10 protein-coding genes are annotated in these 15,309 nt (G+C 39.1%); 1 reads left to right on the top strand and 9 read right to left on the bottom strand.

From position 1 onward, the window contains the following. The first annotated feature begins 45 nt into the window (after positions 1-45). The gene (pdxR, locus tag MTQ00_RS05300) at positions 46-1,536 is read left to right on the top strand and encodes a MocR-like pyridoxine biosynthesis transcription factor PdxR (RefSeq protein ID WP_172282759.1); all 1,491 of its coding nucleotides are present in this window, start codon (positions 46-48) and stop codon (positions 1,534-1,536) included. Between the two features lie 43 nt (positions 1,537-1,579). Here pdxR and MTQ00_RS05295 read toward each other — a convergent pair whose 3' ends face one another. Genes MTQ00_RS05295 through MTQ00_RS05255 form a run of 9 tightly spaced genes read right to left on the bottom strand, consistent with a single transcriptional unit; the run spans position 1,580 to position 15,304 of the window. Beyond that, the gene (locus MTQ00_RS05295; protein ID WP_273648003.1) at positions 1,580-2,788 is read right to left on the bottom strand and encodes a PepSY-associated TM helix domain-containing protein; all 1,209 of its coding nucleotides are present in this window, start codon (positions 2,786-2,788) and stop codon (positions 1,580-1,582) included. A 2-nt stretch (positions 2,789-2,790) separates the two neighbouring features. Beyond that, on the bottom strand, positions 2,791-5,235 hold the full coding sequence (locus MTQ00_RS05290) for a TonB-dependent receptor (RefSeq protein WP_273648002.1): 2,445 nt from the start codon (positions 5,233-5,235) through the stop codon (positions 2,791-2,793). Next, the gene (locus MTQ00_RS05285; RefSeq protein WP_273648001.1) at positions 5,222-6,610 is read right to left on the bottom strand and encodes an AMP-binding protein; all 1,389 of its coding nucleotides are present in this window, start codon (positions 6,608-6,610) and stop codon (positions 5,222-5,224) included. The genes MTQ00_RS05290 and MTQ00_RS05285 overlap by 14 nt, the downstream gene beginning before the upstream one ends. A 4-nt stretch (positions 6,611-6,614) precedes the next feature. Further along, complete coding sequence (locus tag MTQ00_RS05280; protein WP_172282766.1) at positions 6,615-6,860, bottom strand: acyl carrier protein; 246 nt, start codon at positions 6,858-6,860, stop codon at positions 6,615-6,617. Position 6,861: 1 nt separating this feature from the next. After that, entirely contained in the window at positions 6,862-8,265 is a 1,404-nt protein-coding gene (locus tag MTQ00_RS05275) for an MATE family efflux transporter (RefSeq protein ID WP_273648000.1), read from the bottom strand. Further along, positions 8,262-10,070 carry an IucA/IucC family protein gene (locus tag MTQ00_RS05270; RefSeq protein ID WP_273647999.1) on the bottom strand — a complete coding sequence of 603 codons (1,809 nt, stop codon included), beginning with the start codon at positions 10,068-10,070 and terminating at the stop codon, positions 8,262-8,264. Before MTQ00_RS05270 ends, MTQ00_RS05275 begins: the two co-directional genes overlap by 4 nt. A gap of 6 nt (positions 10,071-10,076) precedes the next feature. Next, positions 10,077-11,390, bottom strand: coding sequence for a lysine N(6)-hydroxylase/L-ornithine N(5)-oxygenase family protein (locus MTQ00_RS05265; protein WP_273647998.1), 1,314 nt, complete (start codon positions 11,388-11,390; stop codon positions 10,077-10,079). Further along, a complete protein-coding gene (locus MTQ00_RS05260; protein ID WP_273647997.1) occupies positions 11,383-13,809 on the bottom strand; it encodes a GNAT family N-acetyltransferase in 2,427 nt (808 codons plus the stop codon). Before MTQ00_RS05260 ends, MTQ00_RS05265 begins: the two co-directional genes overlap by 8 nt. Then, positions 13,781-15,304, bottom strand: a complete 1,524-nt coding sequence (locus MTQ00_RS05255; RefSeq protein ID WP_273647996.1) for a pyridoxal phosphate-dependent decarboxylase family protein — start codon at positions 15,302-15,304, stop codon at positions 13,781-13,783. The genes MTQ00_RS05260 and MTQ00_RS05255 overlap by 29 nt, the downstream gene beginning before the upstream one ends. Between the last annotated feature and the right edge of the window lie 5 nt (positions 15,305-15,309).

The following is a 15,309-nucleotide window of genomic DNA, read 5'->3' as shown; positions in this document are numbered from 1 at the left end:
ATGTAGTATATTGCCGGATGGTTGAATGGTGCCAGTTTTAATATTATGGATAGTCCGGTTGAAATTCCTTATCAGAGTTTTGTCAAAATTAACAGAAGTTCAGACGCTTCAATATATATGCAGATTGCCAATCAGCTGATCAATGCGATTCAGCGTGGTTACCTTCCTTTTGGGACCAAACTTCCGGGAACCAGGGCTTTAAGTCAAACCCTTGAAGTACATCGTAATACAATTGTTGCCGTATATGATGAGCTGTTTGCTCAGGGCTGGGTAGACAGCATCCCGAATAAGGGGACATTTGTTATCGGGAAAAATAAGGATGAGCCTACAAAGGTTAAAAATTTTGAAACCAATGACCTTGAACATTATCCGAAAACAACAGGCTTTTCTTTTAAAACGTCCAATATCCTCGATAACCCATTTGAGCATTCTGCATGTGAATATCTGTTGAATGATGGGGTACCGGATATCAGGTTAACACAGATTGACCAGCATTCCAAGATTTACAGTGCTATTCTCAAGCGTAAAGCACATCATAAAATGCTTGGCCATTATAATCATGACGGAAGTGAATTCTTTAAAAAGAACCTTTCTCATTACCTGAATCTATCAAGAGGGCTTCCTATTTCCAAAAAAAATCTGCTTATTACAAGAAGTACGGAAATGAGCATCTATATTGTCTCGGAAGTACTTTTATCAGAAGGCGACACTGTATTGGTAGGCGCACTGAGCTATTTTTCGGTTAATATGATACTGGAGAAAGCCAGGGTTCATATTGTTCCTGTTCCTATCGATGAAGAAGGAATTATGGTGGAATATGTAAGGGAGGCCTGTAAAAAGCAAAAGATACGGATGTTATATCTCACTCCTCACCACCACTATCCTACCACGGTAACGTTAAGTGCTCAAAGAAGACTAGAGCTGTTGAATCTGGCGAACGAATTTGGATTTGTGATCCTGGAGGATGATTACGATTATGACTTCCATTATGATAAGAGTCCTATCCTTCCTTTAGCAAGTGCAGATACAAACGGAATGGTTGTTTACACCGGTTCTTTCGGAAAATCACTTGCCCCGGGATTCCGGACAGGATTTATTGTGGCTCCGGAAAACCTGATGACTGAATTGCGTAAATATTTGGGAATTATAGACCGTCAGGGTGATATTCTTATGGAGCAGGTATTGGGTGAAATGATTGCTGAAGGAGAAATTCATCGTTATCTTAAGAAATCGGTCAAGATTTATCAGGAAAGAAGGGACCAGTTCGCTCTTTTACTGGAAGAATATCTTGGGGAATATATACGGTTCCAAAAACCATCAGGTGGCTTAGCGATCTGGATTGAGTGGAATGTTCCCCTGAACCTTATGCAGCTCAGCAGGAATTGCGCTCAAAATAACCTATTCATTCCTAAAACATTATTGTATCAAAACAAAAATCTTACGGCAATGAGGCTGGGATTTGGAAACTTAACTTTCGAAGAAATGGAACAAAGTATCAGAATTTTATCTGAAAATGTAAAGAGACTGATTTCATAATTTTTTAAGCCCATAAAAATGAGTACTATTTTTATTACTCTTTTTAGTGGCTATTTTGAAAAAAGGAATGTCTTCGCTTATGAATTTTTGCATGACTCCTTTTTGTTGGTTTCTTTTTTTTCCTGTTTAGATAAATCATAAATCCTGTAATGGGAAGTGATGCCGCAATTAAACCAGCAATGAGATATAAAATTCTGCCTGCCGTACCCAGAATACTTCCTGTATGCAGATCGTAATTTCTTCCTCTTAGAGCGGTTCCGTTCCCGATATTTTTGTCATTATACAATTGATGTTTTAAAGTTTCCCCGGTATATTGATCAAAATTGAATTGCTCATTCTGGTATTGTTTATCACCATATGTTATCTCTGCATAGTACGTTCCCTCTTCTTTTTTGGGAAAACTGATCAATGCGGATTTTTTACCTGCCAGACTTTTTTCCACTTTATTCCCTACGATATCCAGGATCATTTTTTGATTGGAGAACCCGGTGGCGGGTACTGTACTCTTAGCTTTTTGTTCAGTGTGGGCCTTTCCGTTTAAAGTTTTCTTTACCCATTGATCAATATTTTCAAAATTCCATATCACTGCGGAATAGCAGATCAGAAGCAGAGGGATCACAGCATAAAAACCCAGAACATTGTGACTGTCATAATTAATTCTTTTCCAGTTAGCTGATGTTTTAATAAAAAACATGCCTTTCAATGCATTTTTATTCATTTTACGGGGATACCAGATCACTAAGCCGGAAAAAAGCATGATCGCTAAAATCAGTGTGGAATATCCCGTAATGGTCTTTCCTATTTTTTCTCCAAGCAATAATCTTCTGTGGAGATCCATCACAATTTCAAAAAAGTCGGTTTTGGCGTTCTCAACTGCAAGAACTTTTCCGGTATAAGGATCTATATAAACCCTGTAATAATAAATATAAGTTCCCCAATATGTCCATGCTTCGTCATTCATTTTCAGGGAACGGAATGCATAACTGCGGTAAGGATCGGAAGATATTTCTACCCTGCTAAGTTTTAAGCTGTCAGGTAATGCCTGTTTAGCTTTCAATTTTAGTTCCGAAAATGGGAGCTTTTCATTTTTAACTGATCTGACAAAATATTTTTCAGGATAGAACGTATGTTTTAATTCTTTTTCAAATGCCAGGATGCAACCGGTAACTGCCATTATTACAACTATAAGCCCGGACATTAGTCCGAGCCATAGATGTAATTGATATGTGATTTTTCTCAATTTAGAATTCATTATTAAAACTTAAGGCTAACCTCAGCTACAAAATTACGAGGCATTTGGGCTACTACAACACCTTGCCCTGCAAAATATTGGGCATTCCCTAAATTATTCATTTTAAATCCTAGTCTGTATCTTTCTTTTTCAAGAGAGACAGAAGCATTGATCAATGTATAGGCAGGAAATATAAATTGTCCTGTAGTTGCATTATCCACTGTTATTTGTTTACCTACACGATTAAGTCCGAAACCTATACCTAATCCCTGTAGTCCGTTGATTGGGAGTATGTAACTGATCCATGAATTGAATACATTTGCAGGACCGGAAGATGAAGGACGGCGGCCTTCCACATTGGCCGCGGATCTTACAAATTTACTGTCATTGTATGAATATCCTGCCATAATATTTAAACCATGGATAGGGTTTAAAATGGTTTCAATTTCAATTCCTTTACTTCTTTGTTCTCCATCCTGAATGGTTACATTATACCCTTTTCCATCTCGAATCACAACGTCTGCCCTTAGCATATTGTCGACAAGGATATTGTAATATCCGATCGTAAAATTCACCTTGTTTCTCCACAAATTTCCTTTAATTCCAGCTTCCCATTGATTAGATCTTTGAGGTTTAAAATCTCCGCTATAATCTGGAAGCGGCTGAGAGCTCGGAGCTACATAGCTAAAACCATTCATATAGTTGGCGTATGCAGACAGGCGATCTTTAAATACCTGGTAAACAATACCCAGTTTCGGTGACCAGGCATTCTGATTGAATGCACCTGTATTCGTATTGGTATTGAGGTCAAGTTGACCTTTACTTTCATAATGATCAAAACGTAAACTAAGCAATGTAATTAAACGGTCGGTAATATAAACGGCATCAGAAATATAAGCCCCATACATATTGCTTGAAATTGTATTTCTTTCCAATGGCGATTTTCCTGTTTTAGTAATAGCATTTTGTGTGAAAATCTGTATTTTCTGAAGAGCCAGATCTTTTGATATTGCACCGTATTTACCCGTAAGATCCCTTCCGTTGATCGTATCATACTTAACGATTGGAGAATTATTATTGTTCAGTGACTGATTTAAATAATCCAATCCGATCAGGAGTTTATTTTTAATTTTCCCAATTTTAAATTGTCCGTTAAAATTCTGCTGGATACTTGTGGAAGCTCCTTCGGAATTCTGCCATTGTACGTTACGTTCCAGCATATCGTCTCTTTTAGGTGATCGGATAAATTGATACTGGTATAATCCCTCTGTTTTTCTGTAGTTTCTCGAAATCAAAGTCTGCGAACTCCAGTTGTCGGAAATTTTATAATTAACCTCAGCTTTTACATTGATAGACGGAGCTTTTAAACTCATATCATTGTTGGAATATGATCTTTTCCAGTCAAATCCAAGCTCCTGTGGAGTATGTGCTTCAAACGGGCGTGTTCTGGCAAGGAAAATAATCGGCGTATTCGTTCCTTCGTAGGTATAAATCTGCGCTCCAAGATTGAACTTTAATCTGTCATTAACCTGATAACTCAGTGTAGGAGCAACAAACATAGACTTTCTGAACTCAGAATCCCTGAATCCGTTCTGATACTGATATGCTGCATTTAATCGGAATAAAGTTTTTCTGGAATCGGTGATTGGACCATAAACATCAGCTGTAACACGATTCAGGTTATAACTTCCCAATAAATAGGAAACTTCTCCCCCGAAATAATCTTTTGGTTTTTTGGTTACAACATTGATCAGTCCGCCAAATGATGTTACCGCTCCACCGTATAATGTTCCGGAAGGTCCTTTGATTACATCAATACGTTCAATATCTGAAGGATCAATTTCAGAGTTGGTGGTTGCCGGGACACCGTCTACCATAGAAACTCTTGTTGGAAAACCTCTTAAGTTATAGTAGAAACTTCCGTCTCCTGCTCTTCCGGCGCTTCCCTGCATTTTCACAACACCAGGAACATTTTTCAAAGCATCTGAAACATCATAAACAAGCTGTTCTTTAAGGATCTGCTGATTGATGCTGGTGTACATCTGTGGATTTTCCAGGTTTTTCAACGGCATTTTAGCAATTGAAGTACTGTCCTTATCGAGAAATTTATTTCTGCTTACAGCATATACGGTAATTCCTTCAATAACATTGTTCTCCACCGCGGTATAAATAACCGGGATTTCATAGACATCTTTCTCAATACGAATGGTTTCACGTGTGAGTTCGATATCATTTAAAACCACCTGAAGAGTATACTCCCCAGGCGGCACGTTGTCAAAATAATATTCTCCTGAATTATTGGTTTTTGCCTGATAAGGCGTATTTACTAGTCTTAAAAGCGCGTTTTTTACCGGTGCTTTATCAGACAGCATGATCTTGCCGTTGACACGTTCGCTCTGTTGTGCAGAGACAATTACGGGAAAGCTGACAAGAAGTAAAAGTAATATAAGGGTTCTAAATGTTTTCATGCTGAAGGTTTTGTAACAGGGGATAATTTATTTTGCCGTTTTGTGATAATGGAAATGTCTCTATATGTTCCGTGCGTACATATTGAGGATTGATGCGTAATTTATTCTTTATGGTTTCAGTGATAATCTGAGGATCAATTTCATTGTTGTCATATAATACAATGATCTTTTTGTCATTGGAATTCAGGCATACAAATGTGCTTCCCTCCAGTTCATTTTTAAGAATAAATTCAACCTCATCCAGGTTGAGACGAATTCCGAATAGCTTCATGATGCGTTTTATTCTTCCTGTAATATAATACAGTCCATTTTGTCCTCTCCTGGCGGTGTCTCCTGTACGAAGCACTTTGGGTTGCTCATAAGTTGCAAGATCATGGAGTGTATTGGCATATCCTCCACATATACTTTCATGGAAGAAAAGAAGTTCATCTGTTTCCGGATCGATCTCAAAGCTTGCGCCGTGTACCGGGCTACCAATAGACGTTTCTTCTTCAAGAAGTCCATCGGTACTGAGGTAAGCCATTCTTCCTCCGGCTTCTGTCTGTCCATATTGGGCAAAGAATTGTTTTTCAAATTCATGACAGTAATTGAAGATCGTTTTTCGAAGTTCTCCGTTGATCACCCCTCCTGTATGGGTCATGTATCGTAGGCTTTTACTGTCTTTTCTGAAGAAGCCTATTCGGTTCAGATTTTCATAAAGGTATGGAACGCCACCCAGTGTACTGTATCCGTACTCTTCCATTTCATCCCAGAATGCCTTTTGCATAATATCTTTATCCGTGCATACTATTTTCCCTGCCCGCATACAGTTGGTAGTGAAAATCGAAAAACCATACACGAAATTAATCGGGACATTTAACGGAACTACATCCGATTCCAGGATAGGCATATATTGCAGAATACTCACCGCATTTTTATAAAGACTCTCATCCGAAAGCTTAACCAGCTTAGGAACTCCTGTTGTTCCCGAGGTGCTTAAAAGAATCTTAATATCCGGATGAATGGAAACTTCCGGTTTATAATCTTCTTTAACAAAGATTTTAATTGTTTCTGAGAATTCTCTGGATGAATATCCCTGAAGCTCTTCCCGTGACGGATCAAAGATGTATTTCGGACGGTATTCTGCTTCCAGGCGTTCTTTGAAGTCCGGGTGAAGCTTTTGTCCCAGAATTGCAATGGCATGAGCCGTACCATAGAAGTTCAGTAAAACTTCAATACTGGACAGCTGATTGTCATTGTATAAAAAAATCAATCCTTTTTCTACAGGATTCAGGCCTAATGACCGGTACAATGTTCCTACCGGAACACTTTTGCCACTGGAAGCCTCTATAAAAGAGAGGCTTCTGTTGGCAATTACATTTTCTAAAATTTTCATATACTTAGTTTTCTACGAGTACATCGTATTTTTTCATTTTGTCGCGGATCTTTCCTACAGTTCCCATTTCAAGAATATCATTAAAATCAAACTTTATTTGGTAGAACTGTTCCAATGCTTCTACTATAAGAAGATGGGACATAGAATCCCATTCCGGGATTTCCTGGTAGGTAAGGTTTTCATCAATCATTTCTTTTTTTACTGCAATTGCTGATGCAATAATTTCATAAAATTCGTCTGTTGTGTGCATTTTAAATTTTTATAGTTTTCCATTTACCATTTCTGAAGATCATAAGGAAAAGCACAGCCAGTACAATTTCCGAAGAAACGATAGCTGTAAATATTCCTTTCAGTTCCCATTGAAGCCTTACTCCAAGGAGATAAGCCAAAGGAAGCTGAATAACATAAAACATGATCATATACAGCAGGGTTACCTGCATGATATTTCCGGCAGCATTAAGTGCGCGGCTGATCACCATTGTAAAGCCTAATAACAAATAAGCCATTGAAACCACGTGGATATACTGGACTGCATACTGAGCGACCTGGGCTTCCGAAGTAAAAAAGGTAACAACATATTCCGCTGCCAGTTGCCAGAATAAAGCAACAGCCACGAGATATGTCATGTTGATTCCTCCTGCCCTCCATACGGTTTTTTCCGCACGATCCGGATTTCCTGCTCCCAGATTCTGGCCCGTAAGAACTCCCGCAGCATTTCCTATTCCCCAGGCAGGCATGGTTGCCACAGAAGCTATCCTTTGGGCAATAATGTAACCTGCAAGTGCGGTGGTTCCAAAGGTTGCAATAATCTTCACCATAATCAGCCAGCTGGAGGCAGGAATAATATACTGAACCAGTCCGCCAAAGGTAATTTTGAGGATTTTCTTTGTTAAGGAAAGGTCGAAGTGAAACTTCGTACCGATCTTGATGCTAGTTTTTCCTGTAAGGAGGATAAAAAACTGGTATATTACCGCGAGCAGACGGGATAAAACAGTAGCATAAGCTAATCCCATTAATCCGTAAGCAGGAATAAAACCAAGTCCGAAAACAAAGATGACCGCGAATACCATACTCGATATATGGCAAAGCCAAAGGGATTTCATAGCAAGGGAAGCATCCCCGGCCCCTCTGAAAAGCCCGTTAATGGAAAGCCTCAGAATAACCAATCCGATACTTAAAAATACCAGTTGGGAAAAAAGGACTCCATGATCAATACTATCGGGTTTAATCCCGAGAAAGCCGATGATATCGGATGCGAAAATAAATGACAGTCCCCCAACCAAGAGGGCAAATCCAAACGCAAGCAGTATGATATACTGTGCCGTTTGTCCCATTCCTTCCTTGTCTTTTTCACCTGCTCTCCTTGCCGTTAATGTAGCAGCCGCTATCCCAAGACCGATGGCAATCGCGTTGGCAAAATTGATGTAGTTATCTGTAATACCAACAAGTCCGAGGACCTTATCTCCAAGCTTCGCAATAATTAAAAGATTGATACTCACGAAAACAGATTCCATAACAAGCTCCATCACCATAGGAATGGCTAAACTGAAGATTGAACGGTTGATGCTTCCGCTGGTAAGCTCGGTTTTTCTCCCGGCTAATGCTCCGTACGCAAATACAGAACCGTCTTTTACAAGATGCAGGAACTTTTTCATAGTGCCACAACAGAATTTTTATTGGCTATCTGGTACAATGGGTTGGGTAAAGCACCATCTTTCTTTGGAATAGCAAATGCTTTGTTTTCACTGTAACCGTTATTTTTCAAGCGTACACTGTTGATATAGAATCTTTTGAATGACGGAACATACAGATCATATTTTGCATAGCGGTCTTTTAAATCAGGGTTTTGATTTTTGTAATGCTCTATACATTCATGAACAAGTGTCCAGAACTCTTCTTCTTTAAGATCCGAATAGGTATGAAGAACGTTTGATAAATATCTGAAAAAGGCATCAAAAACCCCAAGAAGAATGGACAATGGAACATTTTCTTTGTTTGAGGACTGAATCAAGCCGTCTGCCAGATGATCCGGTAATTTTTCTCTGGCTTCTGTCGTTAAAACAATGTCATCTACAAAATCTTTAATAACAATTCTTTGTGGAAGCCCGTTTCTCAATACCACCATAATGTTTTCTCCGTGAGGTGTTACGCAAAGAGAATGGGTGTAATAGATATGAAGAAGAGGAGTAAGATAAGCGTCGAGATATTCTGTGATCCATTGTCTTACACTGATTCCTGCTTTTTCAGCAAAAGCTTGTACCAGGGGAACTCCGTTTTGATCCACATAGAGCAATGAAGCCATGGTAAACATTTCTTCGTCTTCCTTTAAATAAGATCCGGCACTTTCACGCCATAATGCTCCCAGGAACTCATTATATTGATATGGGACGCCTGTAATAGCACCGTATTGCGGATGGTGATAAGCGATTGAAGCTTCTTCACCGAGAAATATGGTTCCTTTATTTTCCAGATAAGCATCCCCTTTGATCAGTCCTTTTACCCAATCTGTAATGGAGGGTGCTATTTTCATCTGTTTAGGGGAAAGTCCTCTGATGTTTCCGGTACTCAGAATAGAGACAGCCGTTTTTAAGTATCTCTTCTCAGGATGATCTGCATTGAATAAAGTACGGATGCTCTGTTGCGGGCTGTAAACGTCATTACCCTCTCCCATCGGAATTAATATTCCGGAGACAAGGTCTCCGGCAAAATGGATCTTTAACTTATGTTCCCATTGCCAGGGATGCACCGGGATGAAATGATAATCCTCAACTGATTTTCCTTTGTTGATCAGTTTTTGTTGAAAATTCTGATATAATTCATCCCCGATTTCAGAGCGGTAAAATTCTTCCTGATCGATATGCCCTAAAGAATGAAAAGATGATCTGCTCTTATGAGCGGCAAACCAAAGGACTTTTAAGCTCTTATCCGCTTCCGGGGCAAAGGTTTCAAGGTCAGTAGGTGAAAAGCCTAATCTGCTTTTATTGACAATAACCCATGGGTGACCTGTCATTTGGTGCTCTACTGTCTGGTAATTACTGGATGCCAGATCCTTTGAAGTCATAATCCCTCTGGACAAGATCAGGGAATCACAATATAAAGTATGCAGTAATTCTTCTGTGTATTTTGCTAATGTATTGGAATCAAGATCAAAAACCGCCTGCATTTCAAGGAAAAATTGAGGAATATTAAGGATGTCGGTTTTTTCGCCATTCTCTGTTTTTGTAATACTGGCTTTATCAATATGCCAGAAATCCATCATTCTTTCCTGTCCCCTGAAGCTATATTCTATGTTTTCAAATCCTGTCTCAAGGCTGAAGGTGGTATATCCTTCTTCATCTTGAGATACAGCGACAGGCTTTAATCGCTCCTCATGCATTAATTCGGCGATTGTTTTGGCCATAAGGTCCCTGTTAGCCTGTAGCCAGTGTTTCTGGTTAATTATCGTATTATCGTTACTCATTATTCATTATATTTTGGCGGTTGGCATTGCGTGTTTTTCAACGTCAAAATCCTGGAAGGCTATTTTCTTTTCTATTTTATAATGCTCCCTTCCCAGAATATCATTGATGATATAAGAATTACGGTAAGCCGCCATTCCAAGGTCGGTAGAAATATAGCTATGGGTATGGACTTCTGCATGAAGCACATAAATTTCACCTCCGTTATGATCTATTGAGTAATTTCTGTTCACGGCAAATAACCCGTTGGAATCCCTTTTAATTCTTGATTCAATATTTTTTAAGAATGAAGGTTCATGATAACGGTATCCTGTTCCAATTACGAGATAATCAGCTTCCTGTTCATAAGGGATATCCTGTTCCAATTGTGTAAATTCAAGGGTAAGACGTTCTGTATTGCTGTTATCTACCCGATCCAGCTGGCTGTTGGGAATGATCGTAAGCTTTGGATCGGCATTATCAATATTCAGATCATAGATAAAATCGTAGATCTGGTTGATCAGGTCATAATTGATCCCTTTAAACTGTGCCTGTTGCTTGCTTAAGATAGCTTTGCGGGCAGCTTCGTTTCTGCTGTAAAAATAATCTACGTAATCAGGGGAAGTAAGCTCTAAGGTAAGCTTTGAATATTCCATCGGGAAAAACCGGTCAGGTCGGGAATACCATCCTAATTCCGTATTTTCATTGCGGCTTTGAAGAAGATCGTAAAAGACTTCCGCAGCACTTTGCCCTGAACCAATTACGGCTATTTTACGGCCTTTAGCTAAAAGCTCCTCTTTTCTGTACAAATAAGAACTTGTATGAAGGATCCTGGAATCTTCTTTGGGAATAAATGAAGGAATATGGGGCTGTGTCCCGGTACCAAGGATGAGTCTTTCCGCTTTAAAAACTACCGCCTCCTTGGTTTTGGTGTGAAGCGTGGTAATCAGATAAAGTCCGTCTTCATAAATAATATCGACAACCTGTGTGGAAAAACGGCATTGTGGCAATTGGCTGACTACCCATTGACAATAGCGGTTGTATTCTTTTCGGGGAATGAAGAAATCTTCCCTGATAAAGAATTTATATAACCTGTTGGTTTCTTTAAGATAATTAAGAAGGCTTAAGGGATTGGTAGGATCTGCCATCGAAACACAGTCACACAAAAACGGTGTCTGAAGGGTTACGTGGTCTATCATTAATCCCGGATGCCAGTCGAAGCCATCCCTTTGATCAAGAAAAAGTGTTTTTAATTCAGATATAGGATTGGATAAAGCAGCTAGCCCTAAATTAAAAGGCCCGATACCTATTCCTATTACATTATATATGGTTTCATTAGTCATGTTCAGCGATTTTTGCGGTGATTTGTACATCTTTGTTTTGTGGGAATTTTTCCCAATACCATTCTCTGTAGCAGAAGTTCAGATTGGCTTTTTTGTGTGGCATTTCAATGATTTTTTCTATTTTGAAGCCTACATGTGCCTTATTCATCATGGATGCAAAAGAATCTACAGAGCCTTCTCCTACCATTTTTCCAACTTCCGGTTGGGCAAATACGTAATCTACCATAGATTGTGTGGAAGGAGAAACATATTTCTTTTTAGGATCTGTCGGAGCTATAAACTGATGCGTCCCATAGTCTGTAGGCATTACATCATAATAATCTCCCACAATATCCCGGCATGGCCAGTAAACTTCAATATTGCAGGAAGGTTCATCATTACTCGAAATAATATAGCTGTGGGCTTCGTCACCCGGTAACATCAGTCGGTAATAGGTTTCCAGCTCGTCAATCGGCCAGTTCATCTGCCATATTTTTACAGCATGCTCACGATTGAACCATTCATGAAGCATTTCAAGATCTTCATCAAGGTTAATAGGACGCATACTGATTGTAACATCTTCTTTCTGAAAATAACGCCTGAAGAACACATCGTTTCCTTTTGGATTGATCAGCTGATCCGAGAAGAAATATTTGTAAAGAAGATTGGGAATCCTGGCATAAGAAATAGCCCCGGCACTGGTAATTCCATCAATCTCATTGGCTACTGCCTTAAAGTTTGTTTTGGTTCCCCAATACCTGTTTTGAAGGGCATAGTTGGTAAACGCTGAAGGCATCTCATGGTGAACGGCATCAAACTCCCGGTATAATATATCAATCAGCATTCGTTCACTTATCCACCCTGTTTTTCCTAATGAGGCGATAAGTGCTGAAAAATTGCTCACCAGTACATGATAAGAAATGATATCTAAAAGACGCTCATCTTTGATAAAGAGATCCTCAATCTCCGGATATTCTTTAGCCAGCCCGGTATACTGGTCTCTCGAACTTTCTCTGAGGAGATAACCCTGTGCATCTCTTACAAAAAGTGTTTGAGGAAGCAATTGATCATCCAGCTGAATCAACAGGTTCTGCTGATGAGCCTCAGGAGCCATTCCATAATGGCTGTATAAGTGGTTTAATGGAGCGATTAATAGTTTAATATACTTTTCGAACCATGTGGTTATGGATTCTTCAAGACCCATTCCCAGGACATCTGAAACATCCGAGAAAAATTTCTGTATAAAAGTCTTTCCGTCAGCAGGCTCATCCTGGCATAACCTGGCGAGTAAAAGTATTTTATCTTCAGGTAAAAACGGATTCTCGCGAACTAATAAATTAAGACTATCAATGTTTTTATCATTGTGGTAGACTGCCAATGTTACAGGTTCTAAAAGAAGTTTGAACTGATTAAAATCCTTTTCAAATGCTGAAGCTGCGTGCTTACGCCATAATGCTGAAGCATAGCCTCTTTTTAAATCTTTTTCAGTGTTGATCCTGATCGAACCGGTTAAAAGAACATTCAGGGAAAACTTTGGCATCCATGGAATATGAGGGTTGTACATGCTTCTTATAGAAGATGTTGAATAAAATCCTTCTCCCAGGGCTCCGATGTGAATTAATGTCCTGTTTTCTATCATTTCCGAGCCTTCTTTTATCGATAAAAGATAACTGGCTTCCCAGGGATGACATGGAACGATATAGAAGTCGGACAGGCTTTCCCCTTCTTTAAGATAATTTTTTCCAAAGTCCGAAGGCAGAGAAACGATGCTTTTCAGAAATTCATTGTAGGAGATCTCTAAAACAGAGTTTTCTACAACATTGTTTTTATGCACTAAAAAATACTCAAGCTGTATCTCTTTATTGAATTCAGGACCATACAAAAGCTGTTCTTCTTTTGAAAATCCCATCCTTGCTTTGGTAAAAGGATGAAGATTATGCCCTGCCGGAAGCCTCTGCTCAGATTCCAGAAAGGAGTAAGACACAGGATCATTCTCCTGAGCACCAGCATTCATGATCAGTTCCAGGTTTCTGAAGCTGCTTTGGATTCTTTTGGTAAATAATTCCAACCCTTGTTCACTGAATTGCTCAGAAAGCTCTTTATAAACCAAAGCTGTCAGCTGGTCGATATCCACCTCAAAAATGCTTTCATTTTTATGATCAACGGCCCATAAAGGCATTGCATAATCGTGAAATGAACTTTCGGAACGATAAGCAACAGGGGCGAATAAAAACAGATTGCTCTTTTTTAATTCAAATCTTATGTATAGCGGGTAATTGCTGTTTTGAAGTGCCCGGGCTGTAAGGGTATCATATTTTGGAACTCCTTCATAAAATCTTCCGTTCCCCAGTTCCCGCAACATACCATTCAATAAGATTCTGCTTGTAATGGTAAGCGCTTTTTCTGCAACATTAGTTTGTTGTTCCAAAATTTTCTCCATGCTTTTTTATTGTGTTTAATATTTGATGAATATCTTCAGTAGTAGTAATAGGATTCAGGAAAGTAAATTTCAGATAGAAATTACCATCAACCTTGGTACTTGCTACCAGGATCTCTCCACTGTAGAACAATTTCATTTTTATATGTAAGTTCAGTGCATTCAGATCTTCAATATCGTCTCTCAGATAACGGAATACCAATACACTAAGGTCAGTATGCGATAGCAATTCAAATTCCTGGTCTTCAGTGATCATTGCTGCTGCATCTTTAGTAAGATCAATCACCCTGTCGGTATATTCAGCCAATTGTTCCTGCCCCATTATTCTTAAGGTAAACCAAAGTTTTAAGGCGTCAAATCGACGGGTACTTTGTATAATAGACTTATTGATCTGTGCAGGAATCTCTTCCTCATCCATTTCTGCAGGATTCAGATAATCGGCATGATGTTTAAGGATTCGAAGTTCTCTCTTGTTTTTAACAATGAAAGCACTACTGCTGATCGGCTGGAAGAATGATTTATGATAATCTATTGTTACAGAATCTGCTTTTTCAATGCCGTTTAAAAGATGACTGTATTTCGCGCTTAAAAGTAAGGCACAACCATATGCTGCATCTACGTGCATCCAGATATTATGTTGAGCCGCGATATTCGCAATATCCTCCAATGGGTCTACATTGCCAAAATCTGTTGTTCCGGCGGTTGCTATGATCCCGATAGGAATATTTCCTAATTCGATCTCACGCTTCATATATTTCTGAAGCAATGTAATATCCATCCGGAATTCATGGTCAGTGGGAATTTTTATTATGGATTTTTCCCCTAACCCCATAATAGATGCATTCTTTGAATTGCTGAAATGCGCTTTATCGGAAATGAAAATTCTAAAACGGCCGGCTTCAGGCGGTAAGCCGTCTTGTTTGATGTTGTGATGTAAGTTTTTTTGAGAGAAGACATCCCGCATCATCACCAATCCCATCAGATTACTTTGTGAACCTCCTGCGGTGAATACACCATCACTTTCAGAAGAATACCCTAATCTTTCTGCTGTCCAGTCAATCAGTTTTCTTTCCATAAAAGTGCCGCCGGCACTCTGATCATAAGTATCCTGTGAAGAGTTGATAGCGCTCACAAGAATTTCTCCGGCTAATGCTGGAATTACAATAGGGCAATTGAGATGGGCTACATATTGAGGAAGGTGAAAGGCTGTGGCATGCTTTACGTAGATGTCATCCACCTCATTCAGGAGCTCTTCATAAGAAGAGAGTTTTTGGTTCAGGTCAATGTGCTGAACCTTTTGTTTCATTGTTTTAGCTTCTATTCCGCTAAATGGTTTGTCGTTTCTATGAAGAAATGTTCCGACCAGGTCTAAAGTGTCATTGATAGCGGAACGATAGTGATCATAATTATCCTGATGAAAAATGTTTTCAAATTTCCCCGAAAAGTGATTCAAAGTGTCGTTTATCACTCCTTCGTGAGGCAAAATTTCGTTGTTCATATATT

The organism is Chryseobacterium sp. B21-037 (genome assembly GCF_028570785.1).
Lineage (GTDB): Bacteria > Bacteroidota > Bacteroidia > Flavobacteriales > Weeksellaceae > Chryseobacterium > Chryseobacterium proteolyticum.
Note: the sequence above shows the minus strand (reverse complement) of the source record. Positions and strands in the feature narration are given on the sequence as shown.

Excerpts from the sequence above, each read along its gene's own strand:
- MTQ00_RS05255 (WP_273647996.1), bottom strand. The coding sequence starts at position 15,304 with ATGAACAACGAAATTTTGCCTCACGAAGGAGTGATAAACGACACTTTG.
- MTQ00_RS05295 (WP_273648003.1), bottom strand. The coding sequence starts at position 2,788 with ATGAATTCTAAATTGAGAAAAATCACATATCAATTACATCTATGGCTC.
- MTQ00_RS05290 (WP_273648002.1), bottom strand. The coding sequence starts at position 5,235 with ATGAAAACATTTAGAACCCTTATATTACTTTTACTTCTTGTCAGCTTT.
- MTQ00_RS05270 (WP_273647999.1), bottom strand. The coding sequence starts at position 10,070 with ATGAGTAACGATAATACGATAATTAACCAGAAACACTGGCTACAGGCT.
- MTQ00_RS05280 (WP_172282766.1), bottom strand. The coding sequence starts at position 6,860 with ATGCACACAACAGACGAATTTTATGAAATTATTGCATCAGCAATTGCA.
- MTQ00_RS05265 (WP_273647998.1), bottom strand. The coding sequence starts at position 11,390 with ATGACTAATGAAACCATATATAATGTAATAGGAATAGGTATCGGGCCT.
- MTQ00_RS05260 (WP_273647997.1), bottom strand. The coding sequence starts at position 13,809 with ATGGAGAAAATTTTGGAACAACAAACTAATGTTGCAGAAAAAGCGCTT.
- MTQ00_RS05275 (WP_273648000.1), bottom strand. The coding sequence starts at position 8,265 with ATGAAAAAGTTCCTGCATCTTGTAAAAGACGGTTCTGTATTTGCGTAC.
- MTQ00_RS05285 (WP_273648001.1), bottom strand. The coding sequence starts at position 6,610 with ATGAAAATTTTAGAAAATGTAATTGCCAACAGAAGCCTCTCTTTTATA.
- pdxR (WP_172282759.1), top strand. The coding sequence starts at position 46 with ATGGATAGTCCGGTTGAAATTCCTTATCAGAGTTTTGTCAAAATTAAC.